Below are 14,250 nucleotides of genomic sequence, written 5' to 3'. Positions count from 1 at the left end.
CGAAGGCGCGCGTGAAGCCCGCGTCGCGCATGATCCTGCTGAAGCCCGACTATGCCTTCGAGCGGGAGCATGGCGCGCCGCAAGCCCGCGTCTGCGGCATCGACGAGGCGGGGCGAGGGCCGTTGGCGGGTCCGGTGGTCGCGGCGGCCGTTATCCTCGACATGGAGAACTGCCCCGAGGGCCTTGACGATTCCAAGAAGCTCGACGAGGCAAAGCGCGAGGCGCTTTTCGCCGAACTCTCAACGCGCGCGGAAATCGGCGTCGGCATCGCGAGCATCGATGAAATCGAGGAACTCAATATTCTCTGGGCGACCATGCTCGCGATGAGCCGCGCTTGCGCCGCGCTCGAAAACCCGCCCGGCTTCGCGCTCATCGACGGCAACCGCGTGCCGAAACTCGACTGTCCTGCCCGCGCCATCATCGGCGGCGACGCGCGCGTCCTGTCGATCTCGGCGGCCTCCATCATCGCCAAGGTGACGCGCGACCGGATCATGAACGAACTGGCAGCAGCACACCCCGGCTACGGCTGGGAAACCAACCGCGGATACGGGACGCCGGAGCATCTTGATGCACTGAATCGGCTCGGAGTGACGCCGCACCACCGCAAAAGCTTCGCGCCCATACGCAACATGTTGAGTCCCGCGATTCCGGAATGACTCGATCTAGTGGTCGAGAATCGCTTAACCCTTTGATTCTTGACGCAGAATCATCACTGACTCATGATCGCGCCCTTATTCAAACGAGGGGTTCATCGTGGGGCGCGCGCAAAGCGAGACGGCCAAAAATCCGGCCGAACGGATTATCGAGGGCGATTGCATCGAGGCGATGAATTCATTGCCCGAAAAATCGGTCGATCTCATCTTCGCCGATCCGCCCTACAACCTTCAGCTCGGCGGCGACCTTACGCGGCCCGACCAGTCGAAGGTCGACGCGGTCAATGACGAGTGGGACAAGTTCGAAAGCTTCGAGGTCTATGACCGCTTCACGCGCGACTGGCTGAAGGCAGCGCGGCGCGTGTTGAAGGACACAGGCGCGATCTGGGTCATCGGCTCCTATCACAACATCTTCCGCGTCGGCGCGACGCTTCAGGATCTGGGCTTCTGGATCATGAACGATGTCGTCTGGCGCAAGTCGAACCCCATGCCCAATTTCCGCGGCACGCGCTTCACCAATGCGCATGAAACGCTGATCTGGGCGACGCGCGACGCCGACCAGAAGAAATACACGTTCAACTATGACGCCATGAAGGCGCTGAACGACGATCTTCAGATGCGTTCCGACTGGGTGCTGCCGATCTGCACGGGCGGCGAGCGGCTGAAGGACGAAGACGGCGGCAAGGCGCATCCGACGCAGAAGCCCGAAGCGCTGCTTCACCGCGTCCTGCTCGCGACGACCAACCCCGGCGACACGGTACTCGATCCCTTCTTCGGCACCGGCACCACGGGCGCGGTGGCGAAGAAGCTCGGCCGCAAGTTCATCGGCATCGAGCGCGACGAGCGATATCTGAAAGTTGCACGCCAGCGCATCGCCCGCATCATTCCGGGCGCAGCAGAAGACCTGAAGGTCACGACCTCGAAAAAGGCCGAACCGCGCGTTCCCTTCGGCGTCATCGTCGAGCGCGGCCTGCTTGAACCCGGCGCCGTGCTCACCGACCCGTCACGCCGCCACGCTGCCCGTGTCCGCGCCGACGGCTCCATCGTCTGCCGCGACGCCACGGGCTCGATCCACAAGATCGGTGCCCATGTGCAGGGCCTCGATGCCTGCAACGGCTGGACCTATTGGCACTTCAAGACCGATGGCAAGCTCAAGCCCATCGACATCCTGCGCCAGAAGGTCCGCGCGGAGATGGGCGAGGGGTAGGCGCCTCACATCGCACGTCATGCTCCGGCTCGTCCGGGGCATCCACGCCTTCCTTCATTGATCGCAAAGACGTGGATGGCCCGAATAAATCGGGCGATGACGGAATTATCTCTTCCCGAACAGCGGCCCGAGATCGGGCATCGCGTGATCGACAACCTTGCGCATCAGGGAGGGCAGCGCCTCGCCGCCGAGTTCATCCGTACTCACCCATATTCCTTCCGCATCCCTCGCCGCTTTCGCGCTCGCCTTCGCCTTGAAGACCGCGAGTTGCAGATGGAAATGCGTGAAGGTGTGTTCGACGAGTCCCGGCACACGACGCCACGGGAGTTTCGCCGGCGCATGTGAAAGCAGCGCCGTCTCGTCGATCTCCGCGCCGTCCCAAGGCGTTGTCGGCACTTCCATCATGCCGCCGAGAAGCCCTTTTGCCGGGCGCTTGCGCAAAAGCATTGCGCCATCGGCCCGGATGAGGACGAAACAGGCGCCGCGCCTGACAGGCCGCTCCTTCTTCGCGAGCCGTCGCGGCAGCGTCTCTTCGATTCCTGCCGCATGGGCGGAACAGAGCGACGCAATCGGGCAGCGATTGCAGGATGGCCGCTTCGGCGTGCAGATCGTCGCGCCAAGATCCATCATGGCTTGCGCGAAATCGCCCGCGCGCTCGTCGGGCGTCAGCGTATCTGCCTTCGCACGAATTTCAGGCTTCGACGCAGGCAACGGCGTCTCGATGGAAAAGAGCCGCGAGACGACGCGCTCGACATTGCCGTCCACCACCGTCGCGCGGCGGCCGAAGGCAATGGCCGCGATCGCCGCCGCCGTATAGGGCCCGATGCCGGGAAGCGACCTCAGCCCCTCCTCCGTATCCGGAAACTCTCCGCCATGCTCGCTCGCCACAGCCACGGCACAGGCATGGAGATTTCGCGCCCGGCTGTAATAGCCAAGCCCCGCCCATTCCCGCATCACATCGTCGATAGACGCGGCGGCGAGCGCGGCAACACTCGGCCAGCGCGCGAGAAACTTGCGAAAATAGGGGCCGACGGCGGCCACCGTCGTCTGCTGCAGCATGATCTCGGAAAGCCAGACGGCATAAGGGTCCGCCAGCATGCCGGGCCGCGCCCGCCAGGGCAGAACCCTCGCATGAACGTCATACCAGGCCAGCAGCCGCTCAGCGACGGAGCGGCTTTCGCTCTTTATTTCGGTGGACCGTTTCGCCATGAGCCAGTGATGGCTTGCGGATGGAGAGGCGTCAATCATCTGATCTTCCTCCCCTCGCCCCCTGCCCGTTTTCGAGTCAGAATGCAGCCATGACCCAATATGGCCGCCCCATCGCTCCTATGCGCTACAAGACGCCGCCCATAGGCGCGCGGGTGGCGGGGATCACGCGCGACATCTTCAAGAAGCGCGGCTTCGGGCAAAACCACATCCTCGCTCATTGGCCTGCCATCATCGGGGAGGGGTTGGCGGAATATTCCTCGCCCGAAAAGCTTGCCTTCCCCCGGATGCCCAATGAAGGCCGAGGGCCCCAGGAGGGCGCGACGCTCACCACCCGGGTCGACGGGCCGGTGGCGCTGGAAATCCGCCACCTCGAACCGCAGATCATCGAGCGCATCAACCGGTATTATGGATATTCGGCGGTCGCCCGGCTGAAGCTCGTTCAAGGGCCGCTGCCGCCGCGGCCGAAAAGCCGCCGGAAGAAGTTCAGGCCGCTCACACAGGCCGAACGCGACGCGCTTATCCACAGCCTCGCCCCCATCTCCGAGCCGGGCGTCCGGTCGGCGCTGGAGCGGCTGGGTCAAAGAATCCTGGGGACAAGTGCCCGACAGGCCGATTCTCGGGCCCGCGCAACCGAAAGGTTTGATTGAGGGGCCCGGCACACGGGGCCATAATGCCTCAACATCTAGTGGGGATCGTTCAAAGTGAATCAAAATCGGGTTATCGCGATTGCGGTGGTGGCTGTTCTGGCCGTGGCGGCGCTCGGCTATGGCGCCTGGCGGACCTTCGGCCACAAGGAAGTCGCCGACACGGGCTCGCTCAGCGGCAAGGACACAACGGCCTTCGAGAAGGAGTTGGCCGTGCCGGGTCCGATGGGCGACATGACGCTCGGCGACAAGAACGCCCCGATCACCGTCTATGAATATGCGTCCCTCACCTGCTCGCATTGCGCCGAGTTCTCGAAGGACACCTTCCCGCTGATCAAGAAGAACTACATCGACACGGGTAAGGTCTATTACGTGCTGCGCGACTTCCCCTTCGACCCGATCGCGACGGCGGCCTTCATGCTCTCGCATTGCGCGGGCCCGGAGCGCTATTTCGGCTTCATCGAAGTGCTCTTTGCCAGCCAGGCGCAATGGGCCTTCGTCGATACGCCGATGGAAGCGTTGAAGAACCTCGCCAAGCAGGGCGGCTTTTCGGACGAGAAGTTCGATGCCTGCATGAAGAACCAGGAAGTCTTCAACCATGTGAAATCGGTTGCCGAGCGCGGCGGCCAGAAGTTCGGCGTGAACTCGACGCCCACCTTCTTCATCAATGGCGAGAAGGTTGACGGCGCCATTCCCTATGCCGATTTCGACGCCCTGCTGAAGAAGCACCTACCGGGCGGCGACAAGACGGCGCCCGCGGCTCCCGTGTCGGGCGCGGCAACCCCGGCGGCACCGCAGCAATAAGCGGCCCGCGCGGCAGTTTCGAGTTCAGTAACAAGACCTGTACACAGCAAAGATCGAGATCAACGTGAAGTTCAACCGGCTGCGTCTTTCAGGCTTCAAGTCCTTCGTCGATCCGACCGACCTCATCATCGAGCCCGGTCTGACCGGCGTCGTGGGCCCGAACGGCTGCGGCAAGTCGAACCTGCTTGAAGCGCTGCGCTGGGTGATGGGCGAGAACTCGTTCAAGAACATGCGCGGCACCGGCATGGAAGACGTGATCTTCGCCGGTACCGCCGGCCGTCCGGCGCGCAACCACGCCGAGGTCACGCTCATCATCGACAATGCCGACCGCTCGGCGCCCGCCGCCTATAATGACTGCGAGACGATCGAGGTTTCGCGCAAGATCGAGCGCGAACAGGGCTCGACCTATCGCATCAACGGCCGCGAAGTCCGCGCCCGTGACGTTCAGCTTCTCTTTGCCGATGCCTCGACCGGCGCGCATTCGCCCGCCCTCGTTCGGCAAGGCCAGATCGCGCAGCTCATTTCGTCGAAGCCGATCAACCGTCGCCGCATCCTTGAAGAGGCCGCAGGCATCACCGGCCTCTATACGCGCCGCCACGAAGCAGAGCTTCGCCTGAAGGCCGCCGAAACCAATCTCACCCGCCTCGACGATGTGGTGGCGCAGCTTGAATCCCAGCTCGCGAGCCTGAAGCGCCAGGCGCGGCAGGCCGTGCGCTACCGCAATCTCTCCGGCCAGATCCGCGAGACGGAATCAATCCAGCTGCATCTGAAATGGACGCAGGCCGTCGAAGGCCTGAAGCGCGAGGAAGATCGCCTCGTCGCCACCGACCAGCGCGTCACCGAACTCACACGCGAGGCCGCCGCCGCCTCGGTCACGGAAGCCGACGCCGCTGCTGTGCTGCCTTCGCTGCGCGACACGGAAGCGCAGGAAGCCGCGAAGCTCCACCGCCTCACCATCGAGCGCGGCAATCTCGATGCCGAGGAAGCCCGCGCCCACGAAGAGGCCCAGCGCCTCACCGCGCGCCTCGACCAGATCGGACAGGACCTCTCCCGCGAGCGTCACCTGATCGAGGATACGCAAAGCGCCATCCAGCGCCTCGACGCCGAAGCGGAAGAACTCAACGCCGCCGCCGATGGTCAGAGCGAAGCGCAGATGATGGCCGAGATGCGCGTCGAGGAGACGCAAGGCTCGCTGGCCACGCGCGAAGGCGAACTCGACAATCTCAACCGGGAAATTGCGCGGCTCACCGCCGAACGCCAGAGCCTTGAGCGCACCATCGAAACCGCGCGTGGCCGCATCGAGCGGCTTGTGCGCCAGATGGACGAGATTGCGGTCGAGCAGGCCTCGCTCTCCGATGCAGCCGAAAAGCAGGCCGAGATTGCGCTCCAGTCGAGCGAACTCGAAATGGTGACAGACCGCGTTGAAGAAGCCGAGCGCGCCGCACTTGAAGCGGAAGACGCCCGCCGCATGGCGCAGGAGGCTGAAAAAGCCTCGCGCGAGCCGATGCAGCTTGCCGAACGCAATGCGGGCGATCTCGCCGCGCAGGCAAAGACCATCGCCGATCTTCTCACCGGCGGCGAAAGCGACCTCTGGCCGCCGATGATCGACGCCGTGCAGGTGGAGCATGGTTTCGAGACGGCGCTGGGTGCCGCTCTTGGCGACGACCTTGCCGTGCCGGGCGACGTCGCGGCGCCCGTCCATTGGGACACGCTGCCCGCACTTTATCTCGCGCCTTCGCTGCCCGATGGCGCAACGCCGCTCGCCCAATTCGTGAAGGGGCCGGAGGCTCTTTCGCGCCGCCTCTCTCAGATCGGCGTCGTCGAAGCCGCCGATGGCAAGCGCCTGCAGCGGGAACTCAAGCCCGGCCAGCGTCTCGTCACCCGCGAAGGCGCGCTCTGGCGCTGGGATGGCTTCACGGCAGCAGCCGATGCACCGACGGCCGCCGCCCGCCGCCTCGAACAGCGCAATCGCCTCGCCGATCTCCAGATCGAGCTTCAGGCCGCCCGCGAAACCGCCGCCGAAGCCCGCGCCGCATTCGAGGAAGCGCGCGTCATGGCGGAGACCGCCGCCGCTGCCGAACAGGAAGCTCGCCGCGCCCAGCGCGACGCGCAGTCCGAACACAACCGCATCCGCGAGCAGCTCGCCGCCGCCGAACGCGCGGCGTCGGCGCAGTTGAACCGCCTCGCCGCGCTCACGGAAGCGCAGGAGCGCCTTTCCGGCGATCACGGCGAAGCGACCCGCGCGCTCGAAGAAGCTGAAGTGGCGCTTGCCAGCCTCCAGCCCGATGCCGATCTCAACATCCGCGCCAGCGAAATGCGCGATCAGGTTGCCGCGCTCCGCATCGGCCTCGCGGAAGCTCGCGCGCAGCACGAGAGTCTGCGCCGTGAATCCGAGGCGCGTACGCGCCGCCTCGCCACCATTGCGCAAGACCGCACCCAGTGGGAGAGCCGCGCCGCGAATGCGCAGCGCCAGATCACGACGCTTGAAGAGCGTCAGGATGAAGCGCTTGGCGAATTGCAGGCGCTCGAAGGTGTGCCCGCCGAAATCGAGGCAAAGCGCCATGCCCTTCTCGACCTGATCGGTGAAGCGGAGGCCGCACGCGGCAGCGCCGCCGATGCGCTGGCAGAAGCCGAACGCCGCCTCTCCGAATGCGCGAAGCTCGCCCGTGAATTCCAGGCCCATCTCGGCGAGGCGCGCGAGGAACGCGCCCGCATCGACGGCCTCGTCGAAGGCGCGCGTGAACGCCTTGCTGAATCGGAAGCGCGCGTGCGCGAAGTGCTCGAATGCGAACCGGCGCAAGCGCTCGCACAGGCCAATCTCGAGGAAGGCACGGAACTGCCGACCGTCGAACAGATCGACGCGAAGCTCGATCGCCTGAAGCGCGAGCGCGAAAGCCTCGGCGGCGTGAACCTCCGCGCCGAAGAGGAATCGCGCGAACTGACCGAGCAGCTCGAAACCATGACGACCGAGCGTGAAGACCTCGTCAGCGCCATTGCGAAGCTGCGCCAGGGCATCGGCAGCCTCAACCGCGAAGGCCGCGAGCGCATGCTCGAAGCCTTCGAGAAGGTGAACTCGAATTTCTCGCGCCTCTTCACGCATCTCTTCGGCGGCGGCGAAGCCCATCTGAAGCTCACCGAATCCGAAGACCCGCTGGAAGCCGGCCTCGAAATCTATGCGCGTCCGCCGGGCAAGCGCCTTCAGGTCATGTCGCTGCTCTCGGGCGGCGAGCAGGCGCTGACCGCCATGTCGCTGATCTTCGCGGTGTTCCTCACGAACCCCTCACCGATCTGCGTGCTGGACGAAGTCGACGCGCCGCTCGACGATGCCAATGTCGAGCGGTTCTGCGACCTGATGGAAGAGATGACGCGGACGACGGACACCCGCTTCCTCATCATCACCCACCATGCGCTGACCATGGCCCGCATGAGCCGCCTTTTCGGCGTCACCATGCAGGAGCGCGGCGTCTCGACGCTGGTGTCGGTCGACCTCGAACGCGCCGAGCGCTTCCTCGAAGCCTCCTGATATTCAATGCCTCATGGAGTCGCTACCGGAGCGTCTCCATGACCTCCTTGAAGTTTTCCGCCATGGCCCGCGCCAGCGGCGTGATGCGCCGCGCATTGCCGACGAGCATCAGCGTCTCGGGCGGAAGCTTCAGACCTTTGAGCGGAATATAGACGAGTTGCCCATTCGCCCGTTCGAAATGAACGTCGAACTGGCTGAGAAAGGTCACGCAGTTTTCCGTCATCGCCATATGCCGCATGACCTCGATCGCGTTAGTCTCTATGAACGGTTCGGGCTCGATTGAAGCCTCGGCGAAGACGGCGTCGATATGCGTCCGCATGGTCATGCTGCGATCGGGAATGCACAGCGAATAGCCGACGCAATCGCTGACGCGGAGCGAGGCCTTTGAGGCCAGCGGATGGCGCGGGCTCACCACCACGCCGAGCCGCGATGGCGTCGATGCGAGAAGCTGCACCCGCGCGCCGAGCTTGAGGTCGAAAGCAAGGCCGAGATCCGCCTCCCCCGCCGAAAGACGCTTCAATATTTCCGGCTCGTCGACCAGCGCCACATTGATCTTCACCCGCTGATGCGCCGCGCGGAACTTCGCGATCGCGAGCGGCGTCAGCGTGGCGGCAAGGCCGCTCACCATGGCGAGCGAGATTTCGCCGCGGCGCAGCCCCTTCAATTCCTCGATGGCGCTTTGTGTGCGGTCCATTGCGCGTAATGTCTGGCGCACATGATCGATGAGGATTTCGCCCGCCGCCGTCAGCACCATCTTGCGCGGATGACGCTCGAAGATCGGCGTGCCCAGTTCCTGTTCCAGCGCAAGTATCTGCCGGTTGATGGCAGGGGCAGCGATATTGAGATTGTGCCCCGCCTTGCGGATCGAGCCGCTGCGGGCGACCTCGTCGAGATAGCGCAACAGCCGCGAATGAAGCACGGGGAACCCCTTTTTAAGCGATGCCTTTATGGCAGAGGTTTGCAAACAATTTGATGCTTTTCAAGCAACGCCAGCACCGACATGCTTTTTCTGTAACGGCGTATCGTTCACTAGAGGGTTTTGATGTCGAAGAAGCGTTTTCATCTGGGTTGGTTCACAAATTTCGGCGTCGATGAATGGAATGCCCAGTTCCATTCGGACGGCATGCCGTGGGACGGCGATTTCTATGTCGACATGGCGAAGCAACTCGAACGCGCCTGCTTCGATTTTCTCATGCTTGAAGACACGCTGATGCTGTCCGACGTTTATCAGCACAGCACCGAGGCCTATCTGAAGTGGGCGATCATGGCGCCGAAGCACGATCCGGCGCCGCTTGCCGCACTCATCGGCTCAGCCACGAAAAACCTTGGCGTTATCGCGACGCTTTCCACCATGGCCTATCCGCCCTTTCTGCTCGCGCGTCTCTGCGCCACGCTCGACCACATCGCACATGGCCGTTTCGGCTGGAACATCGTGACCTCGGGCGAAGACCTGGCGGCGCAGAATTTCGGCATGGACAAGCTCCCGCCGCGCGAACTGCGCTACGAGATGGCCGATGAATATGTGGAACTCGTCAACCAGCTCTTCGGCAGCTGGGATGAGGACGCGGTGGTTCGCGACTACGAAACGGACACCTATGCCGACTTCACCAAGGTCCGGCCCATCAACTTCAAGGGCAAATATTTCAGCTCGCGCGGGCCGCTGAACACCGTGCGCTGCCCCCAAGGCAAGCCCACCTATCTGCAGGCCGGCGGCTCGCCGCGCGGACGCGCCTTTGCGGGCAAGCACGCCGATTCGATCATCGCGGTCGCGAACGGCGTCGAGGGCATGAAGGCCTATCGCGACGACGTGCGCGCCAAGGCTGTCGAGGCGGGACGCAACCCGGACGACATCAAGGTCCTCTTCCTCATCGCCCCCACCATCGGCGAAACGAGTGAGGAAGCCCGCGCCAAGCACGAACGCCTCCTCCACTCCGATCTCTTCCTGAAGCGCGCGCTGGCGCTTTACGGCTCCTTTACCGAGGTCGACTTCTCTCCCTTCAACCTCGATGAACCGTTGCCCTACAAGCTCACCACCAATGGCGAGCAGGGCTCGCTCGACAAGTTCATGCAGTGGGGAAGCAACAAGACGCTGCGTCAATTGACCATCGAAGGCGGCAATTCCGCCTCGCTGGAGCTCGTCGGCACGCCGGATGAGGTCGCCGACAAGATGGGCGAGGCCATGGAGGCCGTGGGTGGCGACGGCTTCCTCATCACTTCGCCCTCGAACCGGATCAACCGGAAATACCTCATCGAGATCACCGAGGGTCTCGTCCCCGCCCTTCAGAAGCGCGGTCTGACCCGTACGGCCTACACCAGGACGCTGCTCAAGGACACACTAAGGGAATTCTGAGCCGGAAACACGCATTCCGCCGCCGGAATCCCCCTCCAAAGGGGGCGCTTCCGGCGGCGCGACTCGGCCTTGGCGTGGCGCCGATTGCCGCAGCACCAGAGAGCGCCGAATTATCGTTTCATCACAAAGACTTAAGAACAGTTACCCGGTTCTTGACAGCCTATTGCCCCGCAAGTAGGGTGCGCGCGGCTTGAGGCGGGGCTTTCGAGGTTTCGAAGCAATTTTGCTGGGCCTTTTTGACGGCGGAGCGGAAGTTTGGCTGACAAAAAGGACACAGAAATTCGAAATGGCGGAGGCAGGCCGCCTGCCGACGACAAATTGCTTGCCGATCTGGATCAACGGATTCAGGCGGCGCGTAAAACGGCAAAATGGGCTCGTCCTCAGCCGGATAAGGAGACGGCCCCGAGCAAGCCGTCCGATATGAGCGTCGCTCTCCGCCTGTCCTCGGAATTCATTTCGGGCGTCGTGGTTGGGGCGGCCGTCGGATGGGGGCTCGATCGGGTTTTTGGCACCATGCCTCTTTGCCTCGTCATATTCACGGGGCTTGGCACGGTAGCCGGTGTGAGAAATGTGCTCCGCGCGACAAGGGCTTACGATGAAGCCCATAAGAGCGGCGGGGTGAAGCAGGATCAGAGCGGGCAATCGCCCGTCGACAGAAAGTAAGGTCAGGCGCCGTGGCAGCAGAAGCCGAACACGCGGGTAGTTTCCCCGTCGATCCGTTGCACCAGTTCATGATCCACAAGATCGTTCCGCTGCAGATCGGGGGCTATGACGCCTCCTTTACCAATTCGAGCCTCTGGATGGTGGTGACGGCCTGCGTCGTGACCGCTTTCACGGTTCTGGCGATGGGCCGCAAGGCGATGGTTCCCGGCCGCTTCCAGGCCGCCGCCGAGATGTTTTACGAATTCATCTACAACATGGTCCGCGACAATGCCGGCCATGAGGCGATCCGCTTCTTCCCCTTCGTCTTCACGCTCTTCATGTTCATCTTCTGCACGAACGTGATCGGCCTCTTCCCCTACGCCTTCACCGCCACGAGCCACATCATCGTCACCTTCGCGCTGGCGATCACCGTGTTCCTCGGCGTGACGCTTACCGGCATCTACCTCCACGGCTTCAAATTCTTCCGCCTTTTCGTGCCGTCGGGTGTGCCAGTGGTCCTTCTGCCGCTCGTGGTCGCGATCGAAGTCATTTCCTACATCTCGCGCCCGATCAGCCACTCCGTCCGTCTTTTCGCGAACATGCTCGCGGGTCACATCACGCTCGAAGTCTTCGCCGGCTTCGTCCTCACCTTCGGTGCAATGGGCACGGTCGGTTATGTCGGCGCCGTTCTGCCGATGGCGATGATCGTGGCGCTGACGGGACTTGAGCTTCTGGTCGCCGCGCTGCAGGCCTATGTTTTCGCGATCCTGACCTGCATGTATCTCCACGACGCGATGCACCCCGGCCACTGAGGCGCGACGCGAAGCCTGTATTTGAATGAAAGAGTTTGGTTCGGCATTTCGCCGTTCCCAAGGACTAACCGGACAACCCTGAAGGAGCACTTCACTATGGATCCCATCGCAGCAAAGTACATCGGCGCCGGCATCGCTTGCCTCGGCATGGGTGGCGCGGGCATCGGCCTCGGCACGATTTTCGGCAACTACCTCGCTGGCGCGCTGCGCAATCCGTCCGCCGCTGACGGCCAGTTCGGCCGCCTGATTTTCGGCTTCGCCGTGACGGAAGCGCTCGGCATCTTCTCGCTGCTCGTCGCGCTGATCCTTCTCTTCGCAGTCTGATTGATCTTCCGCGGAATGCTGGCCGCTTTCGGGCGGCCAGCTTGAGTTGAGCCTGACTGGAGTCCCAAATGGCCCAAGATATGGCGGTCAATGAAGGCGTGACCACCGACACCCCGACCGGCGAGATGCCCGGTGCGGCAGACGCTGCACATGAGCACGTCACGACGGAAACGGGTGTGCCGCAAGAGGCGCATAGCGGAGGGTTTCCTCCGTTCAATGCCCAGACCTTCTCTTCGCAGGTCATCTGGCTCGTTCTCGTTTTCGGCGTCCTCTATCTGCTGATGTCGCGGCTCGCGTTGCCGCGTATCGCCCGCGTGATCGAGGAACGGCGTAAACGTATCTCGTCGGATCTGGAGCAGGCGGGTTCCGCCAAGGCGCAGACCGACGCAGCTATCGCGGCTTACGAAAAGGCCTTTGCCGAGGCTCGCGCCAAGGCTCATGCGATCGCGCAGGAAACGCGCGACCGTCTGACGGCCGAAACCGACAAGCAGCGTCACGAGTCTGAAGCCAGCCTTGCCGGGAAGATCGCTGCTGCGGAAGCGAGCATTGCCGCGACGAAGACAGCGGCTCTTGCCAATGTCCGTCTCGTGGCGGTCGATGTCGCCGGCGCCATTGTCACTCGCCTGCTCGGCGAGGATGCCGACAAGGCAGCGACCGAAAACGCGGTCGATGCCGCCCTGAAGCGGAGCTAGGAACATGGAATTTCTCGCCACTGGCCAGTTCTGGGTCCTTGTCGCGCTCCTCATCTTTATTGGCATCCTGATCTATATGAAGGTGCCGGGCATGCTCGCGGCTCAGCTCGACAAGCGGTCGACCGAGATCGCCGACGAACTTGAGCAAGCTCGCCGTCTGCGTGAAGAGGCGCAACAGCTCCTCGCCTCCTACCAGCGCAAGCAGACGGAAGCGATGAAAGAAGCTGACGAGATCGTCGCCCAGGCTAAGGCCGAAGCGGAACGTCTCGCGGCCGACACCCAGGCCAACCTCAAGGCGCTCGTCGAGCGTCGTCAGCAGGTTGCCGAGGACAAGATCCGTCAGGCAGAGACCCAGGCCCTGCAGGAAGTTCGTGCCGTCGCCGCCGACATCGCCGTCAGCGCCGCGTACAAGCTGATCGCGGAGAAGGTCGATGCCGCGAAAGATGCCGGCATCGTGGAAGCCTCGATTTCGGAACTTTCGTCGAAGCTCCACTGAGCTTTCTCGAAACAGCCGAGACCAGAACCCCGCCCTCGTGGCGGGGTTTTTGTTTGGCTCCTTCCCTTCCCCTCCGCTAGCCTCATCGCAAGGCCGCAGGGGAGGGCGACATGCTCAGCGACTACACGCCAACCGAGTTCACCCATGAGGGCGTGACGAAGCCTGTCTATGTGCGAGGGTCAGGCCCCGCAGTCATCGTCATCCATGAGATTCCGGGCATTACGCCAAACGTAGTGCGCTTCGCCGATTGGGTCGTTGAGGCAGGCTTTCGGGTCTACATGCCCCTCCTCGTCGGAGACGCTGGACCGGGACCGAGCGTCGCCTACGTTGTGAAGTCGCTCGCCAAGGTCTGTATCAGCCGCGAATTCCATGTGCTCGCAAGCCATCGCTCGAGCCCCGTGACGGACTGGTTGCGCGCGCTTGCCCGCCACGCCCACGAAGAAGCGGGCGGCAAGGGCGTCGGCGCCATCGGAATGTGCTTTTCCGGCAATTTCGCACTGTCGATGATGATGGAGCCGGTACTCATGGCGCCGGTGCTTTCGCAGCCTTCGCTCCCCTTCCCCTTCGGAGCCGAGCGCAAGGCAGCGCTTCATGTAAGCCCGGAAGAACTCGCCTGCCTGAAGGACCGCTGCGCGAAAGGCGACAAGGTGCTCGGTCTGCGTTTCAAGGGCGACGCCACCTCGCCGCATGAGCGCTTCGAAACCCTGCAGCGCGAGCTGGGCGACGCATTCGAGGGAATCGAGATCGACGACAAATATGCCAATCCCAAATCGCCGGAGCCCAGGCCCCACTCGGTGCTGACCGAAGACCTGATCGACGAAGACGGCCAGCCGACAAAGGAGGCGGCCAAGCGCGTGATCGCGTTTTTCGTGGAGCGGTTGAAATCCGCCTGAG

General features: G+C 63.3%; 14 protein-coding genes. 12 read left to right on the top strand and 2 right to left on the bottom strand.

What is annotated here, in order from left to right:
- Window positions 1-11: 11 nt before the first annotated feature.
- Together F2P47_RS10310 and F2P47_RS10305 are read left to right on the top strand one after the other, a co-directional pair.
- Window positions 12-656: a ribonuclease HII gene (locus tag F2P47_RS10310; RefSeq protein WP_246176830.1), complete on the top strand. Its 645-nt coding sequence runs from the start codon at window positions 12-14 to the stop codon at window positions 654-656.
- Window positions 657-753: 97 nt separating this feature from the next.
- Window positions 754-1,860, top strand: coding sequence for a site-specific DNA-methyltransferase (locus F2P47_RS10305; RefSeq protein ID WP_281349285.1), 1,107 nt, complete (start codon window positions 754-756; stop codon window positions 1,858-1,860).
- 105 nt (window positions 1,861-1,965) lie between these two features.
- Here F2P47_RS10305 and mutY read toward each other — a convergent pair whose 3' ends face one another.
- On the bottom strand, window positions 1,966-3,069 hold the full coding sequence (gene mutY / locus F2P47_RS10300) for an A/G-specific adenine glycosylase (RefSeq protein WP_152216379.1): 1,104 nt from the start codon (window positions 3,067-3,069) through the stop codon (window positions 1,966-1,968).
- 89 nt (window positions 3,070-3,158) lie between these two features.
- Between mutY and F2P47_RS10295 the strand changes: the two genes are divergently transcribed.
- The 3 genes from F2P47_RS10295 to F2P47_RS10285 all read left to right on the top strand — a co-directional run bounded on the left by F2P47_RS10295 (window position 3,159) and on the right by F2P47_RS10285 (window position 8,040).
- On the top strand, window positions 3,159-3,716 hold the full coding sequence (locus F2P47_RS10295; RefSeq protein WP_185681060.1) for a DUF721 domain-containing protein: 558 nt from the start codon (window positions 3,159-3,161) through the stop codon (window positions 3,714-3,716).
- Between the two features lie 54 nt (window positions 3,717-3,770).
- Window positions 3,771-4,517, top strand: a complete 747-nt coding sequence (locus F2P47_RS10290) for a DsbA family protein (protein WP_152216271.1) — start codon at window positions 3,771-3,773, stop codon at window positions 4,515-4,517.
- A gap of 64 nt (window positions 4,518-4,581) precedes the next feature.
- The gene (locus F2P47_RS10285) at window positions 4,582-8,040 is read left to right on the top strand and encodes a chromosome segregation SMC family protein (RefSeq protein WP_152216270.1); all 3,459 of its coding nucleotides are present in this window, start codon (window positions 4,582-4,584) and stop codon (window positions 8,038-8,040) included.
- Between the two features lie 22 nt (window positions 8,041-8,062).
- On the opposite strand, the gene F2P47_RS10280 is transcribed toward F2P47_RS10285, so the two are convergent.
- Window positions 8,063-8,959 (bottom strand): LysR family transcriptional regulator, encoded by an 897-nt coding sequence (locus tag F2P47_RS10280; protein ID WP_152216269.1) that lies wholly within the window; start codon window positions 8,957-8,959, stop codon window positions 8,063-8,065.
- Window positions 8,960-9,082: 123 nt separating this feature from the next.
- On the opposite strand from F2P47_RS10280, the gene F2P47_RS10275 reads away from it, so the two are divergent.
- From F2P47_RS10275 to F2P47_RS10245, 7 genes are all read left to right on the top strand, one after another.
- A complete protein-coding gene (locus F2P47_RS10275; RefSeq protein WP_152216268.1) occupies window positions 9,083-10,390 on the top strand; it encodes an NtaA/DmoA family FMN-dependent monooxygenase in 1,308 nt (435 codons plus the stop codon).
- 420 nt (window positions 10,391-10,810) lie between these two features.
- A complete protein-coding gene (locus F2P47_RS10270; protein ID WP_152216267.1) occupies window positions 10,811-11,053 on the top strand; it encodes an AtpZ/AtpI family protein in 243 nt (80 codons plus the stop codon).
- An 11-nt stretch (window positions 11,054-11,064) separates the two neighbouring features.
- Window positions 11,065-11,844 carry a F0F1 ATP synthase subunit A gene (locus tag F2P47_RS10265; protein WP_281349284.1) on the top strand — a complete coding sequence of 260 codons (780 nt, stop codon included), beginning with the start codon at window positions 11,065-11,067 and terminating at the stop codon, window positions 11,842-11,844.
- Window positions 11,845-11,940: 96 nt separating this feature from the next.
- On the top strand, window positions 11,941-12,168 hold the full coding sequence (locus F2P47_RS10260) for a F0F1 ATP synthase subunit C (RefSeq protein ID WP_152216266.1): 228 nt from the start codon (window positions 11,941-11,943) through the stop codon (window positions 12,166-12,168).
- Between the two features lie 68 nt (window positions 12,169-12,236).
- Window positions 12,237-12,860, top strand: coding sequence for a F0F1 ATP synthase subunit B (locus F2P47_RS10255; RefSeq protein WP_246176829.1), 624 nt, complete (start codon window positions 12,237-12,239; stop codon window positions 12,858-12,860).
- 4 nt (window positions 12,861-12,864) lie between these two features.
- Window positions 12,865-13,356, top strand: a complete 492-nt coding sequence (locus F2P47_RS10250; RefSeq protein WP_152216265.1) for a F0F1 ATP synthase subunit B family protein — start codon at window positions 12,865-12,867, stop codon at window positions 13,354-13,356.
- A 110-nt stretch (window positions 13,357-13,466) separates the two neighbouring features.
- Window positions 13,467-14,249 carry a dienelactone hydrolase family protein gene (locus tag F2P47_RS10245; RefSeq protein WP_152216264.1) on the top strand — a complete coding sequence of 261 codons (783 nt, stop codon included), beginning with the start codon at window positions 13,467-13,469 and terminating at the stop codon, window positions 14,247-14,249.
- Window position 14,250: the final 1 nt, after the last annotated feature.

Source organism: Parvibaculum sedimenti, assembly GCF_009184905.1.
Lineage (GTDB): Bacteria > Pseudomonadota > Alphaproteobacteria > Parvibaculales > Parvibaculaceae > Parvibaculum > Parvibaculum sedimenti.
Note: the sequence above shows the minus strand (reverse complement) of the source record. Positions and strands in the feature narration are given on the sequence as shown.

What these genes read in the sequence shown, in the direction of transcription:
- F2P47_RS10270 (WP_152216267.1), top strand. Translation starts at nt 10,811, where the DNA reads ATGAGCGTCGCTCTCCGCCTGTCCTCGGAATTCATTTCGGGCGTCGTG.
- F2P47_RS10295 (WP_185681060.1), top strand. Translation starts at nt 3,159, where the DNA reads ATGACCCAATATGGCCGCCCCATCGCTCCTATGCGCTACAAGACGCCG.
- mutY (WP_152216379.1), bottom strand. Translation starts at nt 3,069, where the DNA reads ATGGCGAAACGGTCCACCGAAATAAAGAGCGAAAGCCGCTCCGTCGCT.
- F2P47_RS10250 (WP_152216265.1), top strand. Translation starts at nt 12,865, where the DNA reads ATGGAATTTCTCGCCACTGGCCAGTTCTGGGTCCTTGTCGCGCTCCTC.
- F2P47_RS10245 (WP_152216264.1), top strand. Translation starts at nt 13,467, where the DNA reads ATGCTCAGCGACTACACGCCAACCGAGTTCACCCATGAGGGCGTGACG.
- F2P47_RS10255 (WP_246176829.1), top strand. Translation starts at nt 12,237, where the DNA reads ATGGCCCAAGATATGGCGGTCAATGAAGGCGTGACCACCGACACCCCG.
- F2P47_RS10260 (WP_152216266.1), top strand. Translation starts at nt 11,941, where the DNA reads ATGGATCCCATCGCAGCAAAGTACATCGGCGCCGGCATCGCTTGCCTC.
- F2P47_RS10275 (WP_152216268.1), top strand. Translation starts at nt 9,083, where the DNA reads ATGTCGAAGAAGCGTTTTCATCTGGGTTGGTTCACAAATTTCGGCGTC.